Origin of the sequence: Ochrobactrum sp. C6C9 (assembly GCF_022627935.1) — a bacterium.
Lineage (GTDB): Bacteria > Pseudomonadota > Alphaproteobacteria > Rhizobiales > Rhizobiaceae > Brucella > Brucella teleogrylli.
This window is the reverse complement of sequence record NZ_JABXGB010000022.1, coordinates 37,758-62,483: the sequence shown is the minus strand read 5'-3', so window position 1 is coordinate 62,483 and position 24,726 is coordinate 37,758. Positions and strand designations below refer to the sequence as shown.

Sequence of the window (24,726 nt, the reverse complement as noted above, 5' to 3'; positions counted from 1 at the left end):
AGTCTCCCGGCATAATTATTTGCCTTCCCACACGCCTTTGGCCTTAAGGCTATCGGCAAGATCCTTGGGAACATAGTTCTCGTCATGCTTGGCAAGCACATTATCGGCGCGGAACACGCCGTCTTGTCCGAAACGTCCTTCGGCCACCACACCCTGCCCTTCACGGAACAGGTCAGGCGGAATGCCTTCGAACACCACTTTCACGGTCTTGATCGTATCGGTGACGGTGAAGCGAAGCTCGCTGCCTTCCCGGCTGACCGAGCCTTCCTCGACCAGACCACCCAGACGAAAACGAGAACCGGACGTCAATTCCTGTTCCGTCAGATCAGCGGGCGTGCGGAAGAACCGGATGTCCTGATTGAAAGCCATCAGCATCAAGCCGACCGCCACGGCCAGAACCGCCAGCGCACCGCCGATCAACATCAGGCGCTTACGTTTTCTCTGGCCGATTGTCCGGGCAAGACTGCCAGCAGGTTTCGGCTTGCGTGCGTTTTCTTCTGCGGTCGCGCTCATTTCTGTGCCTCTAGACCCAAGCCGGATGCAAAACTGCGAAGTTCGGTTCGCTGTTCTTCCGCAAGGGCGGTCATGCCCCGGTTCAGCGCATCAAGCGCCGCATCGCGGCGATGCAGGATCATATAGGAGCGCACGAGACGCTTCCAGCCTTCGACATCCCCGCTATTCTGGCGAAGACTTTCATCAAGACGTTGAACCATGCCCTCGATCATCGTCTGACGGTCTTCTGCCGACAGGGACGAAGCCGCTTCGATATCGTCGGATGACGGGCCTTTTTGCTCTGTCGGCTGGTTGGCCGAAGGATTGCTTAGCCGCGCAATGGCCTGCTCGACCTGACCACGCCAGGGAGCATCAACTGGCGCCTTGTCCAGAAGGGTCTTGAGACGGGCGGCGGCAGCATCGGGGCGACCGTCCTGCATCTCGCCTTGCGCCAGATAAAATTGCGGACGCGGATCGTTCGGATCGAGCGCGACAGCCTTGTTCAGAAATGTTTCTGCCTCGGCGGTGATCGTGCCGCCGGAAACTGCGGCAAGCCCTTCGGCCAGACCCAGCAAGCGCTGGAAATTTTCGCCGTCAATGCGCAAGGAAGAACGATAAGCATTCACCGCATCCGCTGGACGGCCAAGACGCATATAGATCGGCGCCAGCACATCCCAGCCGCGTGCACCATCAGGGTTTTTCGCCAGATGCGCTTCAGCCCGCGCGATCAACTCATCAACGGAACCGCGATCAGGATTATCGGAGAGACGGTCCGCAAGCGGCATGGACGGCACGTCCGGCTTGCCAAAAAGCGGATAGACGCCCCAGGCGATCAATGGGACCGCCAACACGGCAACCAAGGCCAGAACGCGGCCCGACTTTGTGGCCTTCGCTGCGCTCACAGCGTCCTGACTGACCTTTTCAGCACTCAAAATGCGGCGGGAAATTTCAATTCGCGCCTGTTCGGCGCTTTGCGGGTCGATCATGCCGCGCGCGGCATCGGATTCGACCTCGCGCAGTTGATCGCGATAAACTTCCAGGTCGTTCTTTTCAGCAGGCAAAAAATCCTGCTTGCGCCCCGTGAGCGGCAACAAGACAGCCAAAGTGGCTGCTAACGTCAATAATGCTGCAATCAACCAAAATCCCATGGCTACGACTTAAGCGTAGGCATGGGAAAAACCAACCTCTACCTGCCACAACAGGCCGCCTAGGGCAATTCGCCGCAAAGGCCGCCCGTGAGTGGTCAGGTCAGCGGCGTCCAGCTGCCGTCTGTGTTGCGGCAAGCAGTGCCGCGCACGGTCTGCTGCGATCCGCCAATATCGAAGGTGTGCGAATATTGGCGGCAATTCTGCGAGCCGACCTGATAAGGCTGTGCCGCAGTGACATCACCGGAGTTCGAACCGCCGCTCCAGGAAACGGCTTTGCCGGCTGGCGAATATTCAAGCGCACGATATTCGGCTTCCAGCGCTTTTTTGCGGTCGCCCGCGCTCAGCTGGTTTGCCGCATTGCCAAGCAGGCCGTTGCCCAGCGATGCGAGCAGGCTCGATTCCGGCTTTGCAGATGACGACGATCCGCCAAGCGATGTCAGCCCTCTGCCACCACCCGATGTGCCACATGCCGCCAAGGCCAGCGACAGCGCCACCATGGTCGGAACGACCAGAACCGGAGAAGAAAACCTCAATTCCATCATCATAACAAACCGGCCCTCATGAACCAATGAGCTTGCATATTATCGCATCATGCGATCTTGTAATTTCAATTTCTTAGAGCATTTCCCGCAAAAATGTGAGCCTGTTTTGTATACGGAAATACTAAAAAGCAAAGACGCCGTTTCAGCCTAAAAGACAACCTTAATCTTCGGCAAGCGGTAACACACTGCGAACACGCAGGCCCCCGAGCGGGCTGCGGTCGAGATGCAACTGGCCGCCATATTCGCGAACCGTATCCTGCACGATGGCAAGCCCCAGACCTGTGCCCGGCTTGGTTTCGTCCACGCGGCTGCCGCGTTTCAATGCGGCCTCCATCTTGTCGTCCTCAAGTCCCGGCCCGTCATCCTCGATCACGATTTCAAACTGCCGTTGCCCGCCCATTGCTGCCCCAACGGTGATATTCACCCGGCGGCTTGCCCATTTTCCGGCATTTTCAAGAAGATTGCCGATGATTTCCTCAAGGTCTTCCTTTTCACCGGCGAAGATCGCGTGCGGGAGATCATTGCGCAAGCTGACATGCAGTGCAGGGTTAAGCTTGGCGGTCACCCGTTGCATGCGCTCCATCACCGGCGCGACAGAGGTGCGGAACACCACACTGTCCCGTTGCGCCGCTATGCGCGCACGTTGCAGATAATGCTGGATCTGCACCTGCATGGCCTCGCTCTGCTCCTGCACGACGCGGCCCTGATCGCCGCCGATGGCGCGGCCTTCATTGACCAACACGGACAGCGGCGTCTTGAGCGAATGAGCAAGGTTGCCGACCTGCGTTCTCGACCGCTCGACGATTCGGCGGTTGTTTTCGATCAATGCATTCATTTCGCGGGCAAGCGGCGCAATTTCCATCGGCAGCGAAGCGTCGAGCTTGGATGAACGCCCCTCGCGAATATCGGTGAGCGCCTGACGCACCTTGTCCAGCGGGCGCAGGCCGAACAGGATGATGGCTGCATTGATGAGGATGCTGCCGATACCGAACACCGCAAGATAGGCGGCAAGCTTCGTCCTGAAATCGGAAATCTCGTTCATGACTTCGCTGAGATTGCCCATCACGCGGAAGCGGGCCACTCTGCCCGCATTATCCAGCACGACTTCCGTTTCGACGATGAAAAGCTCTTCGCCATTGAGACCCGGCAAGGAATAGCTGCGCATGAAGGAACTGTCGAAAGGTGCCTGCGTGATCGGCATTTCCGGGACAATGCGCCCAATCAGCGAGGGCGATTCCAGCTTGCCGCTCACATTGGGTGCGAGCGGGTCCACCGACCAGTACCAGCCGGAAAGCGGGCTTGAATAGCGCAGTTCACCCAGTTCGGGACGTCCTTGAAGCACGCCTTCCGTCGATACGCTGACAGCGCCGACGAGGCTGAACAGATGCGCGGTCAGAAGCCGTTCAAAATTGCTGCGGGCTGCGTCGCTGTAAAGTGATCCGATAAGCGTCGCGACCACCACTAGCGCGGCAATCACCCACAGCGTCGACAATGTGACGACGCGAACGGCGAGAGAGCGAAGCGATGGGATGACGCGAAAACGCTTCAGTTGTCGTTCCCCTTCGGTTCAGCTCCGGCATCGGAGCGCATACGATAACCCATACCGCGCACGGTCTCGATCAGATCGACACCCATCTTCTTGCGCAGGCGTCCGACGAAAACTTCAATCGTATTGGAATCGCGATCGAAATCCTGATCGTAGAGATGCTCCACCAATTCCGTGCGGGAAACCACTTCGTCCATATGATGCATGAGATAGGACAAAAGCCGGTATTCATGCGAGGTCAGCTTCAGCGACACGCCGTCAACACTGGCCTTGGAGGTCTTGGTGTCGAGATGCAAGGGACCGCAGACGATTTCCGACGAGGCATGACCGGCAGCACGACGAATGAGCGCACGAAGCCGCGCCAGAACTTCCTCGATATGAAATGGCTTGGCGACATAATCATCCGCACCGGCATCGATACCGGCAACCTTGTCGCTCCAGCGATCACGGGCGGTCAGCATGAGCACAGGCATGGCACGGCCGTTGCGACGCCAGCGTTCCACGACGCTGATGCCGTCGATACGCGGCAGTCCGATATCGAGAATCACCGCATCATAGGGTTCCGTATCGCCCAGAAAATGGCCCTCTTCGCCGTCATAGGCGCTATCGACCACATAACCGGCGGCAACCATCGCATCGGAAAGTTGCCGGTTCAGGTCCTTGTCGTCCTCAACAATCAGGATACGCAAGCGGGCTGTCTCCCTTCAACGGATCAGATGCAACGCAAAAGCCACTTTGCTCATGCGACGCAAACCGGTTTCTAGAGCGGCTCCTTTAAAACAGAATCGTGGAGCCGCACTATCTATTTGTTTTACGCATTATCCTGCGCAAAACCGCTTCGCACTTTTGCTGGAAATGCTCTAAAACCCATGCCGGGAATTTTATCGATTGGGCACAGCCACTTCGACCCGACGCGGACGTTCACCGTCGCGACCGGGGACCAGCACGACGACAACGCAAACCGGCGCACCGTTCTGGGTGGAAGGGGTGGCCTTGGCGAGCTGTCCGCCCTGTTTGGCCGCAACCTGTTCGCCCACGGCGGCGCAGTCGCTGGCAGCGGCGATCAGAAGATTGGAGGTCTGCGGCGCAGCAATCGGCATAGCGCCAGCATCGGCAATGCCGCCGACGGGCAACAAGCCAAAACTCACCGCGAGAAGCGCGAAAACTTTGAGTGCAGAGTTCTTTTTCATCATGCCGCCTTGTATAGCGCGCGACAGCTGAACGATGCATGAACAGCCTGTTCCCGCTATAGACCTTAAAGAATATTTTCCCTTAGCTATCACGCTTTGTGAAATTATGAAATGCGCGATGTTGCCCTGATACGGCCGAATATCGTAACAATTCCAGCGATTGCAGCTGCCAGTTGCAGTAAAACATCCGTTAGCGCGCCGTGATCTATCGTGCCATCCGCGATCCCGAAAGCGCCCGCCAGCCCCAGAATGATCGAGACCAGACCCGCCCAGACTGTGCGGGAAAGATACCAGGATTTGTCGTCCGTCATCTCGTTTCTCCAGAAATTATAGGCCAGCCGCCAGATTGAGTATAGCCGTATCACCGGCACCGATTTTCGTGCTGACCATCGCAACGCGGAGCTCGAACGCACCGGCACCGACGTCTGCGGTGCGAATCGCCTTGGCATAGGTCCAGGACGCTGTTGCCACTTGTTCGCGCCGCACAACAGCGCCATTTTGTCAGACCTCAACCGCGTAAAGTTCGCGGTCCTCGCCGAGCGGAATGTCTTCGCCAAGCCAGCTGTCGGCGTCGATCCGCCCGCGCCGCGTCCAGCCAAAAGCGAGATCGCCATTGGCCGCACGGTCATACTTCAAATGAACCGGGCTAAGCGGCGTCAGCCCGCGCAGACCGCCAGTCTGCCGGAACGTTTCGAAATAGGCATCGGAGAAAGTCTTGCCCGCCGTTCCGACACGTCAGTTGAGTTCAAGCCCCAGTTCGGACGCAGATAGCCCCACCCCGCTCACAGCCATATCCAGAAAGATAAACGGCGTCTCGACCGGCTTGTCGGCCAGAGCCGCCGCTTCCGTACCAAGCTGCCCGCGCAACAATCGCGACAAACGCCAGCGATTGGCCCCGATTTCGTCCGCATCGAGAAACTGGAATATTTCCCAATCCCCATTAAGCGTTTGCAACAGTGCGGTATTCGCTCCGTTCAAAATCTGCGCCAGCGGACGCGATTGCAACTCACCCGCATAGAGCGTGACCTCAACCGAATGCCCCTCCTGCAAACGCCCGCTCGGACCACCGGCAAGCGGCGCGACCAGTTCGCCCATGACCGCCCGTTCGGTAATCTTCGCCCGCTCGGCAAAACCTTCAGCCGTTGGCGATGCATAGACCGCGACACCTCGCCATGGCTTGGCATGGGCTGCGATACGAAACTGGCCTGCGGGTTCCTCCGCTCCAGGCCAGAGCGGCAGATCAACGAGATGAAACACCGGTTTCATGTCGATAGCGGGCCCGCCCGAAACAGCTTGCGGCGTCTCGCCCCGGTCCGCAAAGATGATGTTTGGAGCAAGCGCCGTCGTCCTGACGGAACGCACCGAACCGTCATCAAGGCCGGTTACGACATAGTCACGCGCGCCGCCCAGCATATCGAGGCGCAGCCGGTCGCCGACGTGAAGCGCCGCCGCAGACCATGGCAGCGAAAAGGATGCCGTCCGCCGCTCGGCAAAACGGCGCGCCATCCAGCTTTCAGCCAGTGCCGTCGCCTGTCCCTGCTCCATCGAGCCGGATAGGCTGATGCTCTCGCTGCCCTGCCCCTCGTCCCGTCGTACTGCCGCGCCGACAACCTGAAAATTCCTCAGCGGGTCGCTGCAATAAAACTCGACCGTCGCCGGCAATGTGCCCGCATCTTCCAGTTCGGCGGTGAGCGCGTTGCCGTCATCCGGTTGCACCAGCATGTCACTGATCGCGACCGAAGACGACGCCCGCGCTATGCTTCTGAAAACGAACTGGCCCGCCTGCTCGAAACCATGCACGCCGAAGACATTCAGCAGCGGCTCCAGCACGCCGCGCGCTGTCGATGCTTCCGCGATGACGAAACCGGCGAGATAGCCATCGGCCTGCGAACATTCAGCCTGTGGCAGACCAAAATCGGCAAGGATCGCCGCAATCAGCTCATCCAGCGCGACACCGCTCAGACGCCCGTTCAGCCAATGGCCGAGACGCCAGTTTGCGGTATCGCCCCAGATGCTGCTGCTGAGCGGAAATTCCGGAAAAGGTCGCGTGTCCCACGCCCAGAGATAGATGCGATCCATATCCAGCATCGGCCCGCCATAGACAGGCGACACGGCATTCGCCGTTGGCCAGTGCTGGTAATGGGCGCGCAAAAACCGCTCCATGGCGGCATCGGAACGTGCACCGTTTGAGAAATACGGCGTCGCATTTTCCGACGATTTCGGGTCGGGAAAAACATTCGGTTGGTTCGGCCCCTTGTCCACCGCCGGGCAGCCCAGTTCCGTAAACCAGATCGGTTTGGATTGCGGCACCCAGCCGGTCGGGATCGTCGCTTCAGCCCCGTCGATGCGGTTGAAATGCGGATTGCTCCACCAGGCGCGGATATCCTTGTAGCGATAGACCCATGGCTTTCCCGCCAGCCCGTCGGTGATGGGTGTGCGCTGCCGCGCGCCGCGATTGCTGTCGCTGGCATAATACCAGTCATAGCCCTCGCCCGCCTCGATCTGGCTCGTCAGCCCGGCAAAATCGTAAGGTCCGTCGAAACCGTCCGGATTGCCGCCATCGAGATCATCGTCGCGCCAATCGGCGAGCGGCATGTAATTGTCGATGCCAATGGCATTGATGGCAGGATGCGACCAGAGCGGATCGAGGTTGAAGAACAGATCACCGGTCCCGTCCTGCGCTTGATAACCGAAATATTCGGTCCAGTCCGCGCCATAGGTGATTTGGCAGGCGCTGCCCAGTCGCTGGCGCATCTCGGCTGCCAGCGAACAAAGGCTCGTGACGAAGGGAAAGCTGTCGCGTGCATCGCGAATGCTGGTGAGGCCGCGCAGTTCCGAGCCAATCAGGAAAGCGTCGACACCGCCCGCCTGCACCGCCAGAGCGGCGCAATGGCGCAGGAAGCGACGATAGCCCCATTCGCCTTCGACAAAGGCCGTGACCTGTTCTGCCGCCGCTGGCGTCTTGTCGGGCGTGCCCAGCAGACCAATGGCGGGATGACACGTGATGCGCCCGCGCCACGGATAGACCGGCTGCCCGACGCCATCATAGGGCGATGGCAGCGTGTTGCCCGCCGGAATATCCATCATGATGAACGGGTAGAGCGTCACGCCCAGACCCCGCGCCTTGGCATCACGGATCGCCGCGATAACGCTTTCGTCCGATGGCGTACCGCCATAGGCCGACCCGCTGCCATTCATCGAGATGAGATGCGCGGCAGAGCGCGCAACATTTTCCACCTTCCAGACATGGCTCGGCTTGCGCACCGAAAGTTCGGTCACGCCGGGGCGGATATGGCAAAACCCTGCCCTGAGATCGTCGCCAAACCATGGCACCACAATCGCCACATGCCGCAGGCCGGGGCAAAGCGCCTGCAATTCATCCAGCGCCGCCGTCCAATCGCTGCGCGCCCGGATGGCGTTGCGGTTCAGCGCCCGCGTGGTTCCCGGCACCGGCTCGTCGGTAACGGGATCGGGCATCAGCCCGAATTCAGTCGAGCCGGGAATGAGCGCCACGGCGCGCAGATCGCGCGCGACCTTGCCCACCGGCCGCACCACTTCGAACTCGAATTGCGGCAGCCGGTTGCCAAAACTGTCGAGCGGGATCCGCTCGAAAACCACATAGGCCGTGCCGCGATAGGCGGGCGCGTTGCCGGTGCCCTGCTTGGCCTCGATCAGCGGATCGGGCTGCTGCGCAGCGTCACCGCGATAGACACGCATTTCGATGTCGGTGAGATCGAGTTCCTGCCCATCGGCCCAGACCCGACGAATGAACGCGATCTCACCTTCGGCCACCGCATAAGCGGCATTGCCGAAATAGCTGTAACTCGTGACCTTCGGTCCGCCCTTGCCGCCCTGCCGTTCGGTGGTTGCGCTTTCCTCAAATCGGGTCGCCCAGATCAGCGTGCCGGAAACGCGGGCCGTGCCATAGATGAAAGGCAGGCTGGCGCCTTCCTCTGCCGTGACAACGCGACCGCTGGAAAGCCTTGCGCCTTCGCTGTGGCTGGTGGAATTGATCAGCGCCGTGTCGATGCTATAGCCCGCCATGGCGCCAAGGCCCGCGCCGATTGCAGCGCCAACCGGACCGAATATGCCACCAATGGCAGCACCAGCGGCTTGCAGAACGATTGTCGCCATGGGTCAGTCTGTCCTTTCGGGGAAAATGAAAATGCCCGCAATCCGTCTGCGCCATTGCGGCACCAGCGCCGACGCCATAACGCCGTGGCCCTCATAGGCATGGATAAACCGGTTCTCGCGGCCCATGATGCCAAGATGTTTCGCCGCTACATCGGCCCGCCAGCGAAAGACGATCAGATCGCCCGGCAGCGCCTCGCCGGTCTCGCGCCGCGCCATGTGCCGGGACGCGGCATCAAGCAGCCGGTCGCCCGCTGTCACCTCGCCCCAATCGGGCGCATAGGCACCGGCATCTTCTGGCTCGCAGCCATAGAGCGCCCGCCAGATGCCGCGCACCAGACCGAGACAGTCGCAGCTCACGCCAAGCGTCGAAGCGCCATGCCGATAGGGCGTGCTGAGCCACCGTTCGGCCTCAATCAGAACCCGTTCGGCAATCGTCATTGGACCAACGCGCTCCCGTCATATTCCTGCTCGCCGCTGACATAGCTATAGGCGGCATCGTTGCCCGGCAGATGCGGGAAGCCACGAAAATTGACGCCATTGGAAAACTTGGCCTTGCAGGTGACAAAGCTCTTGTCGCAGCCAGCGACTACGCGGAAACTATTGCCTGCCGCAATCGGAAGAACCGGCGGCTCGCTGAGGCGCAAGGTGGTTCCGCTGTGATCCAGCACGCGTATTTTCGCGCCGACATTGCTGCCGTTCATCCAGGTGAGATAGCCATTCGCGAACCAGCCCGTTGCGAAACCGGCAAGACCGGTCGCTGTCACTTCAGCACCATTGGCGGTCACCACCACGCCATCCGCAAAATAACGGGGGTCGCCGAGATTCACCCCGCAGCGCCCGTCACCCAGACTGGCATCGCACAAGCGCATGATCCGCCTGCCGCGCACCGCGTCGAACAGGGCCGCAACGCCTTTCAATTCCATGACGAAGCTTGCGCCCGAACGGCTGATCTTCGCCGCCGTCCAGCGGCGCAACAGCATGAACTGGTCGGGCGCGGACCAGTTCACCAGATAGACTTCTATCGCCGCACCGTCATAGCGTCCGTTTTCGATATCCGTGTCACTAATCTTCGCGGACGACAGCGCGCCTTCAACCTCGCCGCCCGCGATGGAAAGGCCAAGCGTGGTCGAGGCCTCGGAACTGTTCAGCCCGGTCTGCGGTTCGCAGGCGACACCATTGACCGTGAGTGTCCGGTCATGATCGGTGAAACCCAGAACCACAGCGTCCTGACGCCGAATAATCCATGCGAAGCAATGGGTGGTCACCTCGCCTTGCAAATGTGATTCAAGCGCTGCCGGAACCGGGATCATGACTTCACCTCAATGATCGGAATGGATGGAATTTCACCAGCGCGAAACGAGGCGATGCTGGCTGCCAGGCGATCCGTGTCGAAACGCACGACCACATCGAACAGGAACCCAGCCGTCACCACAGCGCCGACGCCCGGCACATAGCTTGGTGTGAACGTGATCTGCCCGGTCGCAAGATCGACCATGAACGCCTCGCCTTCATCCATGCGCGCGCCATTGACCCCGACCGTCACCGAACCGGCCACAGGACGCGTCACCGGGCGGTCATAGCTCTCGTAACTCTTGATGAGCTGGAAGTGCGTTGTCGCGCCATCGCCACTGCCCAGCTTCTGATCGAGATAGGTCGGCGGAATATTGCCCGGCGCGGATGAATAATCGAAAGGATCGCGAAACCGGAACGCATAAAGCGACCCGCGCCGCGCCTCGAAAAAACCCAGCACAGTTTTGAGATCATCAAGCGAACGCAGACCCGTGCCGACATCGAAATGACGGCGGGAATGCGCCCAGCGCGCATTGCGCTTTTCCAGTCCCGAGGTGAGCGTGACAATCTCGTTGCGCCATTCCGGCCCGCCGGTTGCCCCGAAGGAAACGCCGAGCGGAAAGCGCACATCATGAAAGGCGTCCGTCATGCTCACAATCTCCTTGCGCCGCGGCGCACCGCACCCGCCAGCATGGTCGAAAGCTGCGCCTCGGATTTTCTGAACGACGATGCATCGGGCGATGTCATATTGAACACGACCTGCACCGGGCTGCCGCCGCCGCCCGTCGCAACGCCAAGACGGCCATCCGCCCCGCGTGCCAGCGGCAGGATCGCTTCCGCGCCTGCCTCACCAGTGAGGCCGAGCGAACCGGACCCCATGCCGAAATAGGTCGGGCTGGATACGACCCCACCCTTGGCGAACGGCATGATCGAACTGATGCCGCTCGTCAGCCCGCCAATCGCCGATGAAGCAAGACCTTGCAGCGGCTGCAAGCCTGCCGACAGGGCCGAACCGGCCAGACTGGTCGCGAGGCTGCGCAACACATCCTCCAACCCCTGACCGGAGGTGATCGCGCCTTTCAACGCCGAAGTCAGGCTTCTGCCGAAACTCGACGAGCGCTTTTCGAGATCGGTCAAGGCGCGGTCGAACGCGCTTGTATCCGCATCGACGGATACGGTTACGGTTTCGTCTGTCAATTAAATCACCTGTCGGGAAAAGCGCGCATCAGCGCATCGAGCGCATGGCGCGTGGGCGCGTCGCGCTGCGCTGTAAGCGGTCCGAGTGCCGCCGAAAGTTCACGCGGGGTCATGGACCAGAAAGCCTGTGAGGAAAGCCGCAGCAAACCGAAACCCGCCCGCATCACCTCATCCCACGGGAAAGGCTTCGGCGAAGATTCCGATTCAACTGCGGCTCTCAAGGGTTTGGCGGAGAATCGCTTTCCGGCTTTGCAGATGTGCCGAATGTGGCGGTCAGGAGTGCGGCGACCACGCTCGCGAAACCGGCGGCACCGCCTTCGGCCCGCATATCGGCGACATCTTCTTCGCTGACGGCATGACCGCCGCCGCGCAGGCCCGCACAGAGAATACGCAACATATCGCGGGCCGACAGCCGCCCTGTCGAAAACCGCGCAATCAGTTCCGAAAGATTATCCGCTTCGAAAGCTGTTTCCAGCTCGGCAAGCGCGCCCAAAGTGAGACAGAGAATCCAGTCGCGACCATCGAGCTTTGCGGCAACCTCGCCGCGATGGCGGTTGGCCATCATAGGACGGCACCGAAGGTCATATAGCCCGCTGATTCCAGCGCAATCTCGAAGGTCATTTCGGCGTCGTGATCGCCGCCATATTCCAGTGCCGTAATCTGAAACGGCCCGGTGACGGTGCCAAAATCCGGCAGTACGATCTGCCAGTCAACTATTTCACCGTCAAAAAACAGATCGCGCACCAGAGCGTCCGATCCGGCATCCTTGAAAATGCCCGACCCGCTGACCGAAACGCGCTGCACACCACTGCCCGCCAGAAGCTGACGCCAGCGTCCGGCGGAATCCGCGTCGGTCACATCGACGGTTTCCGCATTGAAGGCAATGCGCTTGGTGCGCAGACCCGCGCAGGTTTCAAAACTGCCATCACCACGCGCCGTCTTGAGCAAGATATCCTTGCCTCTTTGAGCCGCCATTCATTTCTCCTGGATTAGAATCAAAGGCTCGGTCACCGCGCGATAGCGCATGGTGCCGAGATAGCTGCCGAGACCGTCCGTGGTGCGGGCGATCACTTCGGTCAGCATGAGATTGACGAGATGATGCCCATCCACCGTAACCGGCGGCCCCTCATCAAGGCGGCTCGCAATCTTCGCGGCGATGTCCAGCACGCGCTTGCGCCCGCTTTCCTTCGCCCAAATCTGTATGTTGACGAAATGCTCGTCGCCCTTTTCGCTGGCCGTGCTCCAGTCGCGGCTGGATGTCTCGCCAAGCGTCACATAGGGGAATGGTGTTTTCGGCGGCACATGGTCGTAAATCCGTTCGCCGCCGAGTGTTTCTTTCAGTCCGTCGTCGTCTTTCAGGGCGTCAAAGAGCGCCCTCTGTAATGCTGCCGCTCCAAGTTCCATCCGGGTCCCCGCTGGAAGTTACCATTTTAGCGCCAGCACTCTGCGCAAGCGCCTGTCTGTCGAAAATCAGATCGTCGCTGACGGCCAAAGCCTTCCAGCGCAGCGCCCGCACCAGACCCTCCGCCGTCAGCTTCATCGCAATGTTCATCGTCCCTCCTCGACCGCCAGGCAGACGAGGTAACGCCCGGTCTCGTCCGGGTCATGCACCGCGCTGAGCCGGAACAGGCGCGCACCCTTGCGCAGCCGCATGGCGGTTGAAATATCGTCGCGAAACCGCAGCAGGATGCGGTGCGTCACCTGCGGCTGCGGTCGTGTGCCGAAATCGCGCTGCGCGACCGAAACGGGTTCGATGCGTCCCCAGACCGTCGCGATTTCCACCCATGCTTCAGCATAACCGCCCATACCGTCGGCCACCGGCTGCAACATTTCCAGAGCCAGCTCCGCGGTGAGCTGGCCCGGATCGATGAAGAGCACATTGTTCATAGAGAAATCCGTCGCCAGCCATCGACCATCTGGTTGACCATCGGTGGGAAGGACACCGCCGCGGAACCAGCATCGACGCCTGCGCGCGATTCATAAAGATGGGCGACGAGGCTGAGGATCGCCTGTTTCAAAACCTCGGGCACCGTATCGGCAGTGGCGCCAAAGCCCGCCACGAAATCCACCTCGATACCGCAAAAGGTCGGGGCGTCGGGATAAGGCGCCATATAGAGGCGTTGCGGACGGCGTCCCAACTGCAGCTCGAACTCCTCCGGCGCGAAGCTGATTGCCGTGCCGTCTGCGCGGTAGGCAACCACTTCGGTCACGGCTGAAACCGGATATTTGAACAGCGCCAGACGGCCCGAACGCGGCCAGCGATCCACGCGCAGCCGCCAGGTCTGGTCGATCAACGCGAGGCCGGTTTCGGCTTCCACCAGTTCCCGCGCCGTCTTGATCAGGCGCTCCAGAATGGTGTCTTCGCTTTGTGTCGAGATACGCAAAAATGTGCGTGCGTCTTCGATCGTCACCGGCTCGACTGCCGGCGGCGTGACAAGAAACATTGTCATGGAATTTCCCCTAAACGATAACTTTCAAATCAGTCAGTTACACTCAACGCCCTCTACAAGTTTCACCTCTCGCGAGCGCAAAACCACCTGCCAAAACCGGCAGTGGGGCTTCAAAAGACCTGAGAAAAATACCAGTCGGTCTTATGCCTAAGCTGCGAAGGTCAGCAGCTTGATCGCGTCGAAATCCTGAACGCCACCACCGACTCGCTTGGTGGTGTAGAACAGGACATAGGGTTTTGCGGAATATGGATCGCGCAGCACGCGCACACCGATTCGGTCGACAACCAGATAGCCGCGTCCAAAATCACCAAAGGCAATCGCCGGAACATCGGCTGCAATGTCGGGCATGTGCTCGGCCTCGACCAGACCGAAGCCCATCAGCGACGCCTTGTCGCCAATGGCGGATGGCGGCTGCCAGAGATAATTGCCGTCCTTGTCCTTCAGCTTGCGCAACACGCTCTGCGTCTTGCGGTTCATGACGAAATTGGCGTTCTGGCGATAACCGGCTTTCAGCGCATAGATAAGCTCGATCAGCTTGTCGGACGGGTCAGTCGCAGGCAGCGCGCCATCGACGCCGGTGGCGATATGGCCAAGCTTGCCCCATTCCCAGGCGCTTTCAGCGACACTGTCATAATTCAGGAAACCCCGCGGCTTGTTGACACCATCGCCGTTGACGAAGGCAGCGCCTTCCTGCTCGGCGAAGGCGGTTTCCACCTCCTCGGCAATCCACTGCTCGACATTGACCGCCGCATCGTCGAGAAGCGCTGCGGTTGCCGCTGGCATGGCGTAGATTTCCATGGTCGGGAACTGCAATTCGGCAAGCTTGGCGGATGCCGTCTGCGGACGGGCATCTGTTTCGCCGACCCAGCCCGTTGCCGGACCGGTGATGGAGAACGGCTTTTTCAGTACAGCGCCGGAGACCTGACGCACGCCGGAAATGCCGCGGATCGGTGACAGCACGGCCAGCCTGCGACCGATTTCAGTTTCAAGCTCGGCAGGCACCAGATAGCCGCCATCCGGACCCGAAGCATAGGAATGCGCCTTCTGCTCGATGCCGCGCAGCGTCTGCTCGTCACCGCGACGCACATAGCCATCAAAGGCCTGCTTGTGTTCGACATTGCCAATAACCGAAGCGCCGCCCAGCTGCGGACGCGACTGTTTCGACACGTAACTATCGAGCGCATGCTTCTGCTCATCCAGTGCGCGATTGATGCGCTCGACCTTTTCGGTCAGAAGCACGTCCACGCCCGCTTGTTTCTCAACGTTCTTTAGCCTTTCGTCATTGGCATCGCGGAAGGCCGAAAACGCGGTCATGAATTCCTCGAAAGCCTCGCCGACATCGCCATTCTGATGCGAGACAAGCGATTTCGTTTCCACGCTTTTGGTTTCAAGCGGGATGGCATGAATTTTTTCCATGGAGTTCCTGTTTAATTGGAGATTGTTTTCGCGGCATCGCGCATACGCTGCGCAAGACCAGCTTCCTCATGCCGGATGGCGTCCCGCGCTATCCGGTTTTCGCCGAGCGCCGCATAGCCCCTGGCTATGACCGTTCGTGCGCTCGCACGGCTCAGCCCCGCATCCCGCGTGAGCCAGCGTTCGAATTCCCTGATGGTCGGTAAATCCGATTTGACCTGACCGATGCGCGCCTGCGGCAGCATCGGAAAGGTCACCACCGAGATTTCCCAAAGATCGGCTTCCAGAATATGGCGCAGACCGGTGCGCGCATCTTTCCGCGCCTTCACCGTGCGAAAGCCGATGGACAGCCCGTCAATGCCGCCCGAGCGCAAGAGATCCAGCGCCTCGCGGGCCCGCGCCACGCCCTTGGCAAGCCTGCCTTCGACGTAGAGCCCGCGCGCATCCTCCCTGATCTGCGTCCAGACGCCGATCGGCTCCGCCGCATCATGCTGCCACAACATGCGGATGCCCGATGTGCCGCGTTCTCGTAGTGCACGGCTGAAAGCGCCGCGCTCGATCACATCGGCGCCGAGATCCGGCAGACCAAAAATGCTGGCATAGCCGGAAAAGCTGCCGTCAATCTCGACATCTTCAAGCGCCAGCGAAGCGCGTTTGGTTTCGAGCTTCAGATCAGGCTTCGCCATCGGTGCTCCTTTCGGCGGGGAGAATGCCCGGCAGGGCGGCGTGTTTCAGCCGCTCGCTAAAACGCTTGAACACGCCAAGCGCCGACCAGGCGGCAAGGCTGGCGGATGCCGATCCCATCAGCATCAGTTCCGCCCGCCCGAGTGCGGCATCAAGCGCCAGCGCTTCGGCGATTTTTACACCCGCCGCGCCACCAAAAACCATGCCGCAAATGATGCCGACGGCAAAACGCACCGCCGCCTCGCGCCTGCCATGCGGCAGCATATAGGCAAGCGACACCGCCGATCCGGCAACCGCACCCGCCACCTTGGCGAACCAAAGCCATGCGGCATCAGATGCAAAAACCGTGTCGTTCAGATTGCTCATGACGACCTCCTGCATTTTGTGTGAGGCTGATAGCCAACAGCTTCGCGCTTCTCGTCATCAGTGAGGAAAGGCGCATCGGAAACGCGCCGCCACAACGCCTCGCGTTCAGACGAAAGCCCCTCAATGTGGTCGGCATCGTAGTCGAGGCGCAAATTCTCGCCGAAAAGCGGCCCCAGCCAATGGCTGAGCGCCTTGGCCATGCGCCCGATCAAGGGCAGCACGGTGAGGCGATAGAAAGCGCGGTTGGCCTCGGCATAATTGGCATAGGTATTGTCGCCGGGAATGCCGAGCAGCATCGGCGGCACACCGAATGCCAGCGCAATGTCGCGTGCCGCGCCATTCTTGGCTTCGATGAAATCCATATCCTGCGGGCTATAACCCATCGCCTTCCAGTCGAGCCCGCCTTCCAGAAGCAGCGGACGCCCGGCACCGGACGCGCCGGTATAGCCCTCTTCCAGTTCGGCCCTCAGCCGTTCGAACTGTTCCTCGGTCAGATTGCCGCCATCTTTCGGCGCATAGACCAACGCGCCCGATGGACGCGCCGAATTGTCGAGCAACGCCTTGTTCCACGCGCCCGCAGCATTATGCGTGTCGAGCGCCATCAAGGCCGCTTCAAGCGGTGCGAAACCATAGATGTCATCGAGCGGATGAAACAGTTTGAGGTGCAGACCCGCAGCCGTTTCCGTGCCAAGCGCAATGCGCCGTATCGTGGAGCCGGAACGGTAGACCAGCGCTTGCGGCCAGCCATTGGCATCCGTTTCGACGCTGACACGTTCCGGCTTCAGCAGATGCAATTCAATCCGCCCGCTCGGCAGATCGACCCGCTCCACATAGGCATTGCCGGAAATCAGCAGGTGGCCGTAGAGCCTTTCCAGAAAGCTCGCGCCATCCATGCCCGATTGCGGCGATGCGATCAGGTCGAGAAGCGGATGCGTGTCATGCTCCATCACGCCTTCATAGAGCAGCCATGGCACGCTGCTGGCCGCATCGGCAATCAGGCGCACACAGCGATGCGCCACCGGATTGCGCATGAAGCCCTCGCGGGCAAGCGTCGTATAATCCCTAGCAATCCACGACGCATTGCGTTCGACATGCAGCGCCACGAAACCGTTTGTCATTTTCAGCTCACGCCCCGCATTCACGGGTGCGGGCAGACGCGACGCAGTTTCGCGCCCCGGCCTTTTCCAAGCCCAGTTCCAAGCCATAAAGTGGCCTCTCCAGTTTTCTAAAATTTAGCCAAAGCGCCGGATGCGGGGCTTCATATCCGTGCCCAGCATCAGTTCGCCCAACGCCCAAACCATCGCGTCAAGACGATCCGGCGAGCGACCGCTGGAAAGCCCTTCCGGCGCGAAATCGCACATCTCGTCTTCCAGAGCGGAAAACCGACCCGCATGACGCACCCGACCCTGCTCGTACAAGGCCGCGACGGGTTCCGCCCGCAGCCACTTGCCCCGTGTCGCATGGCGTTTCAGCACCGGCACCGAAGGGTCTTCCGCCGCCAGCACCGCAGCCACCATCTCGCCGCCCTGATTGACCTCGGCGACAATCGTGTCGGCCTCCAGACGGTGATAAAGCGCGATAGCCTTGCGCGCCCATTGATGCGGTTTGGCCATCGACATGCTGTCATCGACCAGCACATGCCCGATCCCCTCCGCATCGATACCCGCCGCGACAATGCCGCAGGCATCCGACGCCTTGCCCGACGAGGCCGGTGGGTCAACGGCGACAACAATACGAACCAAGGGTGGCGCGCTTTCCTCGAAACCGCGCTCGATCAGATCGCGCGACCACAGCGCACCCGGACGCTCCTCGATCAGTTCGCCGTCGAGTTCCTGTCGCCCAAGACGCGTGCCCGCATAACGCCGGTTGATGGTGGCGATGAAACCATCGGCCAGATTGGCGGCGTTTTCATCGGTGCGCATATGCGTCATCGAAACACCTTCGTCCGCCATCAGTGTTTTCAGCAACGGCACCGCGCGCGGCGTCGTCGTAACCACCTGCCGTGGAGACGTCCCCAGCCGCAGACCGAATTGCAGCATGTCCCAGGTTTCCTGCGGATGCTTCCATTTCGCCAGTTCGTCACACCAGGCGGCGGCAAATTGCGGCCCGCGCAAGCTGTCCGGGTCTTCCGACGAAAACAACGTCGCCGTCGCACCATTGTCCCAGATCAGACGGCGGCGCGTTGCCTCATAGCGAGGGCGGCAGAGCCGCGACACCGACAAAATCCCCGATGGCCCATCGACCATCACCTCCCGCGCATCGTTGAAAGTTTCACCGACCAGCGCGATATGCCCACTTGGCTTTTGCGTGAAAGGCGGCAGACCCAGCGCCATGCCGGAAACCCATTCCGCGCCTGCCCGCGTCTTGCCGGAACCGCGTCCGCCAAGAATGAGCCAGACGCGCCAGTCTCCGGCGGGCGGCAATTGCGCGTCACGCGCCCGGAGAAACCACTCCTCCCCCGCCGCCATCACCTGCATTCGCGTCAAGCCCGCGCCCCAGGATTTCCCTTGCGCGCCTTTTTGCAAGTTCCTCAATTCTCCTGTCTATGCGGATCAGAGCCTGTCGCGCCTCGTTGACGCTGACCGTGGAATTTTCTTCCGAACGCGCCGGGGTGGCCGCTTCGGCAGAAAGTTCGCTCACCGTCTTCACAGCCCTTGCCAGCGCCATCAAGGCTTCCGCCTTCCCCTTGTCCGGCAACTCTTCTGCTTCGAGCAGCCGTTTCAATTCGGTCTGCAACCGCTCCAATGCCGGATCGGCTTTTACCTGCGGTTTCAGCGTCGCACCGGATGGGCCGACCAGCTGCAACCGGCGCAACCGCATCAGATAATTATCCAGCGAATAACCCAGCACCTCCGCCATTTCGGCACTGTCGATGCCGTGAGCCATCTGCAATGCATAGGCATGCCGGATACGCTTCTCGCCCCGCGCTTGTCTTGTTGTGATGTCCAACTGCGGCACCTGTGCTTATAAAAAAACCCCGGAAGCGCGGGCGCCTTCGGGGTTATGAACATGTTTGGTTCGACAGGTTATTCCCGCAATCAGTGGCTGCGGTTACACTTCTTCGACCGTACCGAATGACTACCAAAGCACCGTTACGCAGTCAAGGACTTTTTTCCTATTTAACGAATATTTTCCTGTTTTACGATATGGGCTGCAGATTCCATATTTAAGCATATACTTAAAAATAACATCTACCCGGAACATCCGCTTCACCCTCAGCTCAAAGCGCCGAATTATAAAATAGCGGGCAACATTATGTTTCTAATGGTTTTTCACGATTGCCATTAAAAATTTGCACGTCCAACCTTTGGCAACCAATCGTCAACTTCCACCCACTAGGCTCCTGGCCTATTAGTTTGCTATAATAAAAGAGCAAGTTCAGTGCGTTTCCCAATTCTCTAGTGCCGAAGTCAGAGTTTATGCGTCATACGGCAGACAAAGATTCCGGAAAAAAGCAGCGGAAACCCTTCCGGGTTTCGCGCCTGATTGGACTCGACGCCTGGATTGATTCAGGCCTGTACAATCTGCATTTCCGTCTCGGCGAATGGTGGGAAAACACCACCATCTTTTCGCGCCGCTTTCGTGTGCGCGGTTTCCGGCGCTTTGTCGTCGAGGTTCTCGATGAGGGTTTTACGCTCGGCGTCGCGGGTTCTGTCGTGCTTTTGATGCTGGCGCTGCCCGCTTTTGAGGAAACCAAGAAAGACTGGCGCGCGCAGGACGATTATGCCGTCACTTTCCTTGATCGTTACGGCAATGAAATCGGCCAGCGCGGCATTCTGCACCGTCAGGCCGTGCCCATCGACGAATTGCCGGATCATGTCATCAAGGCGGTGCTGGGCACCGAAGACCGGCGCTTCTTCGACCATTATGGCATCGATTTCTGGGGCCTCAGCCGTGCGCTCAGCCAGAATATGCGCGCTAATGGCGTTGTGCAGGGCGGTTCGACTATTACCCAGCAGCTTGCCAAGAACCTGTTTCTCTCCAACGAACGAACGCTGGAACGCAAGATCAAGGAAGCCTTTCTGGCGCTCTGGCTGGAAAGCAATCTGAGCAAGAAGGAAATCCTTCAGCTCTATCTCGACCGCGCCTATATGGGCGGCGGCACATTCGGTATTGCAGCCGCGTCCGAATTCTATTTCGGCAAGAACATCAAGGACGTCTCGCTTGCGGAAGCGGCCATGCTGGCGGGTCTGTTCAAGGCACCGGCCAAATTCGCGCCGCATGTCAATCTGCCTGCCGCGCGTGCACGCGCCAATGTTGTCTTATCCAATATGGTGGAAAGCGGTTTCCTGAGCGAAGGTCAGGTCGCCGTCGCCCGCCGTCATCCGGCAAGCGTCATCGACCGCGCCAAGAACGAAAGCCCGGACTATTTCCTCGACTGGGCCTTCGATGAGGTCAAGCGCGTGGCAGGCCAGATGCCGCAGCACACGCTGATCGTACGCACCACGCTGGACAGCAATATCCAGCGGGCAGCGGAGGAATCGCTCGAATATCACCTGCGCCAATATGGCAAGGACTATAATGTTGCGGAGGCTGCAACCGTCGTTCTCGCCAATGACGGCTCGGTGCGGGCGCTTGTCGGCGGGCGCGACTATGGCGAAAGCCAGTTCAACCGCGCGACCAGGGCGCTGCGTCAGGCGGGCTCGTCCTTCAAGCCTTATGTCTATGCGGCAGCGATGGAAAAGGGCCTGACGCCCAAAACCATCGTCTCCGATGCGCCCGTCAGCTGGGGCAACTGGTCGCCGCGCAATTATGGCCGCAGCTTCGCGGGTCGGGTCGACCTGACGACGGCACTCGTGCGCTCGCTGAACAGCGTGCCGGTGCGCCTCGCGAAGGATTACCTGACCACGGCACCGATTGTCGCCTTGACCAAGGCAATGGGGGTGGAATCGCCGATCTCCTCGCACAAGACGATGGTGCTTGGCACATCCGAAATGACGGTGATGGATCAGGCCACCGGCTTCAATGTGTTTCCGAATGGCGGCATGGCGGGCAATCGTCACGCCTTCACGCAGATCGTTTCTTCGGACGGTCGTGTATTGTGGGATTTCACCCGCGATGCGCCCAAGCCGCACCGCGCCCTGTCTGAAAAGGCCGCTTTCGAGATGAACTCGATGCTGGTTCAGGTGCCCGAGCGCGGGACGGGCCGTCGCGCCGCACTGCCCATGACCCGCGTGGGCGGCAAGACCGGCACGACGCAGAACTATCGCGATGCCTGGTTTGTCGGCTTCACCGGCAATTTCACAGCGGCTGTCTGGTTCGGCAATGACAATTTCACGCCGATGAAGGATTTGACCGGCGGCATTCTGCCTGCCATGGCATGGCAGCGCATGATGTCCTATGCGCATCAAAACGTCGAACTGAAGCCGATACCCGGCGTCACGCCGCCTTTCCCCGCCCCGCAGAAAAACCCTGCACCGCAGGTGGCCAACGCCAAGCCGGAAGAAACCATGGCAGCGCCGCCACGGGTGCTTTCTCCGATGGCAACCAAGGTTCTCAAGGAATTGCACGACCGTTTCATGGCCGCACCGCCTCTGCCGAAAATTGCCGAGCGGACCAAGATTTCGGTGCTTTGAGGATATATGCTTAAAACTATTCTCAAAGCTGCTTTTGTACTGGCGCTTGCGCTCGGCGGGGGCATATTCAGCGTCCATTTCATCCTCGACCGTTTCAACGGTTTTGGAGAATTGCAGGTTGGTGCCTGGACGGCATTTCCCGATGATGGGACGGCGAATGCTGATCCCTACTCGCGCGCCCGCGCTGCCCGTAAGGCCTATCTGGCGCTCGGCACCGCAGAGGGTCTGCCCTTTTTTGCGCGCCGCGACAGCAGCGGACGCGACTTGCAGCGCGGCTGCACCTATCGCCTGACCGGAGCCACGCCGCCAGCCCGTTTCTGGACGATCTATCCGGCAACGCCCAACCTCAGTCCGATCAAGCCGCGTGACGGCCTGCAAGCAGCGCTTCATTCAAGAGAAGTCCTCTATGAAAGCGATGGCAGTGTTTCCATCACCATTGGGCCCGAGGCCCGCCCCGGCAACTGGCTGCCGGTGGAAGGCCGTGGAGGCCTTGTTCTCGTCATGACGCTTTACGACACGCCCGCCGCAAGCTCGTCGGGTCTGTCCGATCTCGTCATGCCTGTACTCGTGCGCACGGGGGACGACTGCCATGGGTAGGATCATCCGTCTCATCCTGCTCGGCCTCGTCGGCGCAGCCATCGTCCATATCTGTGTGCTGTTGCTGGTCCCGGTCTATTCCGACACGAATGCCTGGGCGCGCATCGAAAGCGCCACCACCCCCTATCGTTTCTTCGCTCTCGACGAGAACAAAGGCCCGGTCGGCGACAGCGACCCGCTGGTCAAGGAAGCGACCTGCCGTTTCGATCTGGCTGACGGGCCGGTTCATATGACCACGGCGGGCATTGTCCCCTACTGGTCCTTGTCCGTCTATGCGCCGAATGGCGACAATCTCTACAGCATCAACGATAACGTCTCCAACGAGCGCAAGCTCGATCTCATCATCGCAGATCCCGTCGGCATGGCGAGCCTCAAGGCGGACGGGTCGCAGATTGATGCCCAATCGCTAGGCGTCGAGCAGAACATTGGCGAAGGCGCCGCCGTGTTGCGTGTTTTCATGCCCGACGCGACCTGGAAGAAAGAGGTGCAACGCTTCTTCGATGACGCCCAGTGCGCGCCCTTCGAGGGCAGCTAAAGGCATCCAGATCTTCTGCGGCACGGTTAATGAGTTGCTAAGGCTTCATGCCTATTATCCGGTGTGCTGACCATTGCGGGGACCTTTGATGGCAGCGAGTGTATGCCTACCGGAGTATTCTGCGTGACAAATGATCAGTTCCGCGCCCTGGAGGAAATTTCAGGCAACCGGAGCCCGTCGAATTCAAAAGCGGGGAGCAAAGCGGACGACCTTCTGGCGGCCGCTATTTCTGCTTTCGCCGGTATCACGCGCCCCGGTCGTCAGGACATGCAACAGCTGGAAGATCTGGTCACGCCGCTTTTGCAGTGCGCGACCACGCGCGGCAAGCGTCACGCAGCCAATGCCCTTGCCCAGTTGGAAGAAGCCCCGCGCCGCATCATTCTCGCGCTTGCCGCCGAGCCGGTGGAAATCTCGGCCCCCATTCTCCTGCGTTCGCCGCTATTGCGTCCGGGCGACCTGATCGATCTCATCGGCCAGAACGGGCTTGCCCATGCCCGCGCCATTGCCCGCCGTCAGTCCGGCGATATTCTGCTGCAAGGCGTGTTGCGCAGCTTCGCCGATCCGGTGATCGACCGCACGCTGACGCTGCAGGACAATCTCGCGAATATCGAAGCCGAGCCGCTTGAAAAGCCGCAAATACCCGATCTGTCGGCAGCGAAAGCGCCGCTGATGAGCGGCGGCAGCTCGGAACGTCTCGCGCGCACGCTGCAACAGCCCTTCTTCAATGCGGGAACCTTGATCGGCTCTGACCGCCTGATCGAAACGGCGCTTTTGATCGACAGCCAGTTTTTCCGCAACGCGCTTGCCGATGCGCTCGACCTGTCGTTCGAGCGTGCTGACGCCGTCATCGGCAGATGGCCGGAGTCGCATCTGCCGATTGCTTTGAAGGCGCTTGGCCTCCCCGCCGCCGAATGCTTTCTGGTGATGACCGCTGTTCTGGGAACCATCGACACCGATCGCGACGGGCTGCGCGAATTCGTGCAAATCTACCGTTCCATCGATCGGGAAAAAGCCATGGCGCTGGTGCGCCGCTGGAAAGCCGAGGATATGTCGGCCATGCTGCGCAGTAAATTGCGTGAAATGGCTCATGATGATGAACCGCTGGCCGAGGCCGCCAACAGCGATGGACCGGCTGCGGATAGCAGGTTCGCCAAGTAAAGTTCAGAACGTCTCGCCGTCCTGCGCGATAGTGAAGAACAGAGACGCGTCGGTCACATCTTCCAGTTCGACCAGCCACAGGTCCGGATCAAAACGGATTTCCCGCTGCATCCTGTCGCCTGCCGCTATGTCGTCGGCATCGTGGAGAATGCGCAGAAACTTGCGCTCGCCGTCATTATCTTCTTCATAGGACGTCTGCGGCGCGGGCGAATAAAGATCGCATGTGCCGAAACGCGAACTGACCTTGATGAAGATCGCGCCTGCTTCCGTCGAACCGCGCCGGGCGAGATAGGCAAAGCCACCCTCACCCTGCACCCGGCGGATCAATGCGGAAACCCAGAAATCCGATGTCAGTCGCATGGCCGCGTAACTACTTTTTTCTTTCGCATTATCCGACGCAAAACCGAT

General features: G+C 60.1%; 29 protein-coding genes and 1 pseudogene. 4 read left to right on the top strand and 26 right to left on the bottom strand.

Annotated elements, in window-relative coordinates:
- Window positions 1-15: 15 nt before the first annotated feature.
- The 25 genes and pseudogenes from ccmE to HWD97_RS17165 all read right to left on the bottom strand — a co-directional run bounded on the left by ccmE (window position 16) and on the right by HWD97_RS17165 (window position 19,338).
- A complete protein-coding gene (gene ccmE / locus HWD97_RS17285; protein WP_109368608.1) occupies window positions 16-513 on the bottom strand; it encodes a cytochrome c maturation protein CcmE in 498 nt (165 codons plus the stop codon).
- Window positions 510-1,640 (bottom strand): c-type cytochrome biogenesis protein CcmI, encoded by a 1,131-nt coding sequence (gene ccmI / locus HWD97_RS17280; RefSeq protein ID WP_371835311.1) that lies wholly within the window; start codon window positions 1,638-1,640, stop codon window positions 510-512. The genes ccmE and ccmI overlap by 4 nt, the downstream gene beginning before the upstream one ends.
- A 95-nt stretch (window positions 1,641-1,735) precedes the next feature.
- Window positions 1,736-2,185 carry a hypothetical protein gene (locus tag HWD97_RS17275; RefSeq protein ID WP_121535510.1) on the bottom strand — a complete coding sequence of 150 codons (450 nt, stop codon included), beginning with the start codon at window positions 2,183-2,185 and terminating at the stop codon, window positions 1,736-1,738.
- A gap of 157 nt (window positions 2,186-2,342) precedes the next feature.
- On the bottom strand, window positions 2,343-3,674 hold the full coding sequence (locus HWD97_RS17270; protein WP_235891991.1) for an ATP-binding protein: 1,332 nt from the start codon (window positions 3,672-3,674) through the stop codon (window positions 2,343-2,345).
- 53 nt (window positions 3,675-3,727) lie between these two features.
- Window positions 3,728-4,417 carry a response regulator transcription factor gene (locus tag HWD97_RS17265; RefSeq protein ID WP_171318965.1) on the bottom strand — a complete coding sequence of 230 codons (690 nt, stop codon included), beginning with the start codon at window positions 4,415-4,417 and terminating at the stop codon, window positions 3,728-3,730.
- A 192-nt stretch (window positions 4,418-4,609) separates the two neighbouring features.
- On the bottom strand, window positions 4,610-4,918 hold the full coding sequence (locus tag HWD97_RS17260; RefSeq protein WP_109368603.1) for a hypothetical protein: 309 nt from the start codon (window positions 4,916-4,918) through the stop codon (window positions 4,610-4,612).
- Window positions 4,919-5,022: 104 nt separating this feature from the next.
- Complete coding sequence (locus HWD97_RS17255; protein WP_140024870.1) at window positions 5,023-5,229, bottom strand: hypothetical protein; 207 nt, start codon at window positions 5,227-5,229, stop codon at window positions 5,023-5,025.
- Window positions 5,230-5,245: 16 nt separating this feature from the next.
- Window positions 5,246-9,052 (bottom strand): annotated as a pseudogene (locus tag HWD97_RS17250) (glycoside hydrolase/phage tail family protein).
- Window positions 9,053-9,055: 3 nt separating this feature from the next.
- Entirely contained in the window at window positions 9,056-9,490 is a 435-nt protein-coding gene (locus tag HWD97_RS17245; protein WP_371835310.1) for an NlpC/P60 family protein, read from the bottom strand.
- On the bottom strand, window positions 9,487-10,362 hold the full coding sequence (locus HWD97_RS17240; protein WP_371835309.1) for a DUF2163 domain-containing protein: 876 nt from the start codon (window positions 10,360-10,362) through the stop codon (window positions 9,487-9,489). The genes HWD97_RS17245 and HWD97_RS17240 overlap by 4 nt, the downstream gene beginning before the upstream one ends.
- A complete protein-coding gene (locus HWD97_RS17235; RefSeq protein WP_371835308.1) occupies window positions 10,359-10,991 on the bottom strand; it encodes a TIGR02217 family protein in 633 nt (210 codons plus the stop codon). The genes HWD97_RS17240 and HWD97_RS17235 overlap by 4 nt, the downstream gene beginning before the upstream one ends.
- 2 nt (window positions 10,992-10,993) lie before the next feature.
- Window positions 10,994-11,539: a phage tail tape measure protein gene (locus tag HWD97_RS17230; protein WP_140024875.1), complete on the bottom strand. Its 546-nt coding sequence runs from the start codon at window positions 11,537-11,539 to the stop codon at window positions 10,994-10,996.
- 5 nt (window positions 11,540-11,544) lie between these two features.
- Window positions 11,545-11,760, bottom strand: a complete 216-nt coding sequence (locus HWD97_RS17225; RefSeq protein WP_371835307.1) for a rcc01693 family protein — start codon at window positions 11,758-11,760, stop codon at window positions 11,545-11,547.
- Window positions 11,757-12,104, bottom strand: coding sequence for a gene transfer agent family protein (locus tag HWD97_RS17220; protein WP_235891993.1), 348 nt, complete (start codon window positions 12,102-12,104; stop codon window positions 11,757-11,759). Before HWD97_RS17220 ends, HWD97_RS17225 begins: the two co-directional genes overlap by 4 nt.
- A complete protein-coding gene (locus tag HWD97_RS17215; protein ID WP_140024876.1) occupies window positions 12,101-12,514 on the bottom strand; it encodes a phage major tail protein, TP901-1 family in 414 nt (137 codons plus the stop codon). Before HWD97_RS17215 ends, HWD97_RS17220 begins: the two co-directional genes overlap by 4 nt.
- Window positions 12,515-12,943: a DUF3168 domain-containing protein gene (locus tag HWD97_RS17210; protein WP_371835306.1), complete on the bottom strand. Its 429-nt coding sequence runs from the start codon at window positions 12,941-12,943 to the stop codon at window positions 12,515-12,517.
- Window positions 12,903-13,091, bottom strand: a complete 189-nt coding sequence (locus HWD97_RS17205) for a hypothetical protein (protein WP_140024878.1) — start codon at window positions 13,089-13,091, stop codon at window positions 12,903-12,905. Before HWD97_RS17205 ends, HWD97_RS17210 begins: the two co-directional genes overlap by 41 nt.
- A complete protein-coding gene (locus HWD97_RS17200) occupies window positions 13,088-13,426 on the bottom strand; it encodes a phage head closure protein (RefSeq protein WP_371835305.1) in 339 nt (112 codons plus the stop codon). Before HWD97_RS17200 ends, HWD97_RS17205 begins: the two co-directional genes overlap by 4 nt.
- A complete protein-coding gene (locus tag HWD97_RS17195; protein ID WP_371835304.1) occupies window positions 13,423-13,989 on the bottom strand; it encodes a head-tail connector protein in 567 nt (188 codons plus the stop codon). The genes HWD97_RS17200 and HWD97_RS17195 overlap by 4 nt, the downstream gene beginning before the upstream one ends.
- A gap of 147 nt (window positions 13,990-14,136) precedes the next feature.
- The gene (locus HWD97_RS17190) at window positions 14,137-15,405 is read right to left on the bottom strand and encodes a phage major capsid protein (RefSeq protein WP_371835303.1); all 1,269 of its coding nucleotides are present in this window, start codon (window positions 15,403-15,405) and stop codon (window positions 14,137-14,139) included.
- 11 nt (window positions 15,406-15,416) lie between these two features.
- Entirely contained in the window at window positions 15,417-16,088 is a 672-nt protein-coding gene (locus tag HWD97_RS17185; protein ID WP_371835302.1) for an HK97 family phage prohead protease, read from the bottom strand.
- Window positions 16,075-16,452 carry a DUF6107 family protein gene (locus HWD97_RS17180; RefSeq protein WP_138785734.1) on the bottom strand — a complete coding sequence of 126 codons (378 nt, stop codon included), beginning with the start codon at window positions 16,450-16,452 and terminating at the stop codon, window positions 16,075-16,077. Before HWD97_RS17180 ends, HWD97_RS17185 begins: the two co-directional genes overlap by 14 nt.
- The gene (locus HWD97_RS17175; protein WP_371835301.1) at window positions 16,449-17,657 is read right to left on the bottom strand and encodes a phage portal protein; all 1,209 of its coding nucleotides are present in this window, start codon (window positions 17,655-17,657) and stop codon (window positions 16,449-16,451) included. The genes HWD97_RS17180 and HWD97_RS17175 overlap by 4 nt, the downstream gene beginning before the upstream one ends.
- Before the next feature lie 27 nt (window positions 17,658-17,684).
- Window positions 17,685-18,920 carry a DNA-packaging protein gene (locus HWD97_RS17170; protein ID WP_371835325.1) on the bottom strand — a complete coding sequence of 412 codons (1,236 nt, stop codon included), beginning with the start codon at window positions 18,918-18,920 and terminating at the stop codon, window positions 17,685-17,687.
- A complete protein-coding gene (locus HWD97_RS17165) occupies window positions 18,883-19,338 on the bottom strand; it encodes a hypothetical protein (protein WP_371835324.1) in 456 nt (151 codons plus the stop codon). Before HWD97_RS17165 ends, HWD97_RS17170 begins: the two co-directional genes overlap by 38 nt.
- A 533-nt stretch (window positions 19,339-19,871) precedes the next feature.
- Here HWD97_RS17165 and HWD97_RS17160 point away from each other — a divergent pair.
- The 4 genes from HWD97_RS17160 to HWD97_RS17145 all read left to right on the top strand — a co-directional run bounded on the left by HWD97_RS17160 (window position 19,872) and on the right by HWD97_RS17145 (window position 24,318).
- A complete protein-coding gene (locus tag HWD97_RS17160) occupies window positions 19,872-22,028 on the top strand; it encodes a transglycosylase domain-containing protein (RefSeq protein ID WP_371835300.1) in 2,157 nt (718 codons plus the stop codon).
- A gap of 6 nt (window positions 22,029-22,034) precedes the next feature.
- A complete protein-coding gene (locus HWD97_RS17155; protein ID WP_371835299.1) occupies window positions 22,035-22,625 on the top strand; it encodes a DUF1214 domain-containing protein in 591 nt (196 codons plus the stop codon).
- Complete coding sequence (locus HWD97_RS17150; RefSeq protein ID WP_371835298.1) at window positions 22,618-23,160, top strand: hypothetical protein; 543 nt, start codon at window positions 22,618-22,620, stop codon at window positions 23,158-23,160. Before HWD97_RS17155 ends, HWD97_RS17150 begins: the two co-directional genes overlap by 8 nt.
- 123 nt (window positions 23,161-23,283) lie before the next feature.
- Window positions 23,284-24,318 (top strand): DUF2336 domain-containing protein, encoded by a 1,035-nt coding sequence (locus tag HWD97_RS17145; RefSeq protein ID WP_121535501.1) that lies wholly within the window; start codon window positions 23,284-23,286, stop codon window positions 24,316-24,318.
- A 3-nt stretch (window positions 24,319-24,321) separates the two neighbouring features.
- On the opposite strand, the gene HWD97_RS17140 is transcribed toward HWD97_RS17145, so the two are convergent.
- A complete protein-coding gene (locus HWD97_RS17140; RefSeq protein ID WP_121535498.1) occupies window positions 24,322-24,678 on the bottom strand; it encodes a DUF1491 family protein in 357 nt (118 codons plus the stop codon).
- Between the last annotated feature and the right edge of the window lie 48 nt (window positions 24,679-24,726).